Annotated in this window: 4 protein-coding genes; 2 read left to right on the top strand and 2 right to left on the bottom strand. The window is 65.2% G+C overall.

Annotated features, from left to right (window positions below; genetic code table 11):
- Positions 1-1,126: hypothetical protein (locus tag Q4F91_RS13015; RefSeq protein ID WP_303338160.1), on the top strand; the 1,126-nt coding region annotated here is incomplete at its 5' end.
- 187 nt (positions 1,127-1,313) lie between these two features.
- Here the strand turns inward: Q4F91_RS13015 and Q4F91_RS13010 are convergent.
- Together Q4F91_RS13010 and Q4F91_RS13005 are read right to left on the bottom strand one after the other, a co-directional pair.
- Positions 1,314-1,952: a hypothetical protein gene (locus Q4F91_RS13010; RefSeq protein ID WP_303338159.1), complete on the bottom strand. Its 639-nt coding sequence runs from the start codon at positions 1,950-1,952 to the stop codon at positions 1,314-1,316.
- Between the two features lie 13 nt (positions 1,953-1,965).
- Positions 1,966-2,436, bottom strand: a complete 471-nt coding sequence (locus Q4F91_RS13005) for a CYTH domain-containing protein (protein WP_303338158.1) — start codon at positions 2,434-2,436, stop codon at positions 1,966-1,968.
- 274 nt (positions 2,437-2,710) lie between these two features.
- On the opposite strand from Q4F91_RS13005, the gene Q4F91_RS13000 reads away from it, so the two are divergent.
- Positions 2,711-3,667, top strand: coding sequence for a LysR family transcriptional regulator (locus Q4F91_RS13000; protein WP_303338157.1), 957 nt, complete (start codon positions 2,711-2,713; stop codon positions 3,665-3,667).
- The last annotated feature ends 295 nt before the right edge of the window (positions 3,668-3,962 follow it).

Raw genomic sequence — 3,962 nt, 5'->3', positions numbered from 1 at the left:
AAAAAAGACGGCCTGGAAGCTCTGCGGCATCTACCTGATCATCCACCGGTCGGGCGCGTTCTACATCGCGAGGACAACTGACATGAAGGACCGGCTCAGATTTCATCGCTATCAGGATGCCTTCGCCGACCATCAGTGGATCGCCTTCAGGCCCTGCCCGCAGAAGGAGCTCAGAAAACTCGAGGCGCTGATGATCGGCTGCGCCGCCCGGGCGCGGCTCCCGATTCTCAACCGCGTCGCCGCGCAGCACGGGCCCTACCCGATGGACCTGGCCTACTCCTTTGACGAAGTCTTCCCGCCCTGGGCGCAGGAGCGCTTTCTCGCCGAGGGGGAACTCCACGGCGAGACCGTCCTGGAGCAGTTCGCGGCGGTGTATGAAGGCGCGATCCTCTGCGAACGTGACGCCTGGAAGGTTTTCAGGACCGAACGGCACGCCCGCGGGATGCTCGAGATCGCGCACCGCTGCATCCTGATGGCGATCCCGAACCCGTGGGAGCTCGAGAACCTGTGGTGGGCAATCCAGCTTCCCACCGGCCGCGGCTATCCCATGCTCACTCTCACCGCGGGCGGCTCCAAGGTCGTTCTGAAGTTCACCCGGAGGCCCGGGGACCCCGGACCCGTGATGGCGGACCTCGCGCTCGCGAGAAACGTCGCGGGGCCTGAGACCGAAAGCGGACGGAGGCTGCGTGAAGAGCTCAGTCAGTACGGCGTGGTCTGGTGCGACCCGCCCGACGGCTCCGCGGATTTCAGGATCGGAAAGGATTTCTGCGCCGCGCTGGGCTGGCGCTATCCCGACGAGACCGCGCGGGACAAGGACATGGCGCGCGAAGTCACCCGGGCGCTGACCGCCGGTGACTTCGTGCATCTCCAGGCACCGCTCGAGCGGGCGCACCTCGTGCTCGACCACCCGGACGTGCAGCACGCCTTCAAGCTCGCGGTGATGGCGCTCCTGAGGCGCACGGCGAAACGGGCACGCGTCCCCCACAACCCGATCGCCACGTTCTCGATGCGCAACGGGTACTGCGGGCTGCCGCCGGTGCCGGAGATGAACACAGCTGCCGAGCAGCCGGACGAGACGGCATCGAAGTCCGAGGACGTGAAGGAGGAGGAGACGGCAGCGGCGTGAGGACTCATTGAAAGCCCATTTTCCGGTCACACGCCCATGAGAACGGCCGCCCGTTCCAATAGGAATGAGCGGCCGTTGACGTTTCAGGCCTTCAGTTCTGCGCTGCAGCGGCCCCGGACTCCCCGCGCGCCGGACCCTGACCACATGCCCGGGATCAGAGTCCGGCCCGCTTGGGAAGCCGGGGGGCTCAGACCCAGCCGATCACGTGCTTGGCGGCGCGGAGGTAGTTGGTGTTGGGCTCGCCCTTGAGGCCGAGCGCCTCGACAGCTGAGCTCATCGCCTCGTAGTTCTCGCTCTCGCAGCACGCAGTCTCGACACGGGCGTCGTTGAACCACACCTCGGCGTACTCGCAGATAACGCCGTTCACGGAGAAGCCGTAGCGCTTCTTCTCGACCTTGACGAGGGCGAGCCCCGGCGTGCGGCGCACGAGTTCCTCGAAAGCCTCGTAGCTGCATTCCTCGGGCAGCTCCCCGGCATCGGCCTCGAGCGCCTCGAGAATGGCCGCGAGCTCCTCGCGGCGCACCGGGAACTGGAACTTTCCGCGCGGCTGGAAGATCTCGTAGCCCTCGGGCGTCTCGCCGGTTTTGTACTTGATGTCGAGCAGGCCGTCGCGGACCTTCACATTGGCCGCGTCCGTGCGCTCCGAGAGAATGTAGGTCTCGGCGGGCATCACGCGGGCCTTGAAGAGCACAGCCTTCGAGGTCCACATGTGCGCCTTCACGCCCTCGATCACGTCCTTCCCGAAGACGCGGAACTCCGCGCGCGGGATGATCTTCGCGGCCTCCTCGGCGGAGGTGGCCCTGTTCTTCGCAAACGTGTCAGTCATGGCTCACGCTCCTTCACTTGGTCCACGTGGTGTAGGGATGGGCGACGAGGTTGTTGTTGAAGTACCTCGGGTCGCTCGAGACCTCCTCGCCGATCCAGTCAGGTTTCTCAAAGGGCGTCTCGGGCGAGGGAAGCTCGATCTCGGCGACGACGAGGCCCTCGTTGACGCCCGCGAACTCGTCGATCTCCCAGACGAACCCGCCCATGGGGATCTTGTAGCGAGTCTTCTCGATGATCGGCTTCTCGGCGAGGTTGTCGAGCATGGCGACGCAGTCGTCGTACGGGATCTCGTACTCGAACTCCATGCGGGTCACGCCGACCGTGAGGCCCTTCACGGTGATCACCGCGCGGTCGCCGACCGTGCGGATGCGGACCGTGCGCTCCTTGACGCTGTTCAGATACCCCTGGCGGTAGTGCACGCCCTCGGCGAGTCCGCGCCAGCCGTCGCCCTTCACGAGAAACTTTCTTTCAACTTCCTTGGCCATCGTCATACTCCTTCGGGGAGGCGGGCACCGATGCCGGCCTCCCGGCTTCATCCGGGGCACCGGGTGCGCCACAGGCGGAACGCCGCCCGCGGGAACCTCGGATCCCTCGCATTCATTCTCCGGAACCGGGAGGCCGTTTGAGATGCGTTATCCTGATCCGATTCATCACAAAACCTGATATAAAGAGCTCACCGTCCCCGGGATTCCGCTGAAGTTCCCGTGCGACGCCATCAGGATTCCCAGTGATCCGTCTCCCCGACCCGAGGTCCACCGAATGATTTCGCTTCCCCATCTGCGCACCTTCATGGCCGTTGCACGGCTGATGAGCTTCACGAGGGCGGCCTACGAGCTCTCGCTCTCGCAGCCGGCGGTGAGCGCTCATGTCGCGGCGCTCGAGGAAGCGCTCGGGGTGCGGCTCTTCGAGCGCACAGGCCGCCGGATCGTCCTCACCGACGCCGGACGGATCGTTTACCGTGCCGCGCAGGACATCTCGGACAGGATGCGTCAGCTCGAGAGCGAGCTCGAGGACCTCGGGGAACTCAGGAGCGGCGTCATACGGATCGGCGCCTCGCGCATCGCGGGCGTCTATCTGCTGCCGCGGATCATCACCTCCTTCCGGGAGCGCTTCCCCGACATCGAGATCCATGTGACGAATCACACGGCGCACACGATCGCGAGGCTCGTCGAGGACAACGCCTTCGACCTCGCCGTCGTCTGCGAGGGCGACGCCGAGCAGTACCCGACCGCCGCGGTCGGCATGAAGCGCATCGGCACCGACGACCTGGTGCTCGTCGCGCCCAACGGCCGCACCGTCTCGAGCCTCAAGGTCTTCCGCCCGGGAGACGTGCTATCGCCCGAGGAAGTGCAGTCGGAGTCCTTCATCCTCTCGGGGCCCGACACCGCCTCGGCGAGGAACCTGCGCCGGCAGCTCGCGAACCTCGGCCTGCATCTGAAGAGCACGATCGTGATGGACGACGCCGGGGCGATCAAGCGCACGGTGGAGGAAGGCGCCGGACTCGCGATCCTCTCGCGGTCGGCGGTCGAGCGCGAGCTCGCCGAGGGGCGCCTCGTGGAGGTGACCGTGCCGGGCTGGAGTCTCTCGCGCGGCATTTTCATGCTGTGGCGCAATGACAGACGGTTCTCGCGCAACACCGAGGTCTTCATGGAGTTCCTGAAAAACCGCCTGTCGGAGAAGGGAAACGGGGCGGCGGACATCCCGGTGCCCAATTAATCCATCAGGTTTTCTGATTGAATGCATCAGATCTGACGATACTCCGCACCGTGATCCCGCTTCAGAATTGAGGCAAGAAGGTGACTCGTCATTTTCAAGAGCCGCCTATCCTCGGACATAAACGTACAAGCGGAGGCCATATGGGCATCGACAGGACAACAACGCCGGCCGCAGCCGCGGCAAACGCAGGCGCAGTCAGCGCGGACTACGATCCGCTCGACATGGAGAGCTACTCGCTCAACCGAATCCCGAAGCGGCCGCCCTCGGCCGCGAGCCGGTTCTTCCAGACCTGGGG

Source organism: Sutterella sp. (genome assembly GCF_030539355.1).
Lineage (GTDB): Bacteria > Pseudomonadota > Gammaproteobacteria > Burkholderiales > Burkholderiaceae_F > Sutterella.
Note: the sequence above shows the minus strand (reverse complement) of the source record. Positions and strands in the feature narration are given on the sequence as shown.

Excerpts from the sequence above, each read along its gene's own strand:
- Q4F91_RS13010 (WP_303338159.1), bottom strand. The coding sequence starts at position 1,952 with ATGACTGACACGTTTGCGAAGAACAGGGCCACCTCCGCCGAGGAGGCC.
- Q4F91_RS13005 (WP_303338158.1), bottom strand. The coding sequence starts at position 2,436 with ATGGCCAAGGAAGTTGAAAGAAAGTTTCTCGTGAAGGGCGACGGCTGG.
- Q4F91_RS13000 (WP_303338157.1), top strand. The coding sequence starts at position 2,711 with ATGATTTCGCTTCCCCATCTGCGCACCTTCATGGCCGTTGCACGGCTG.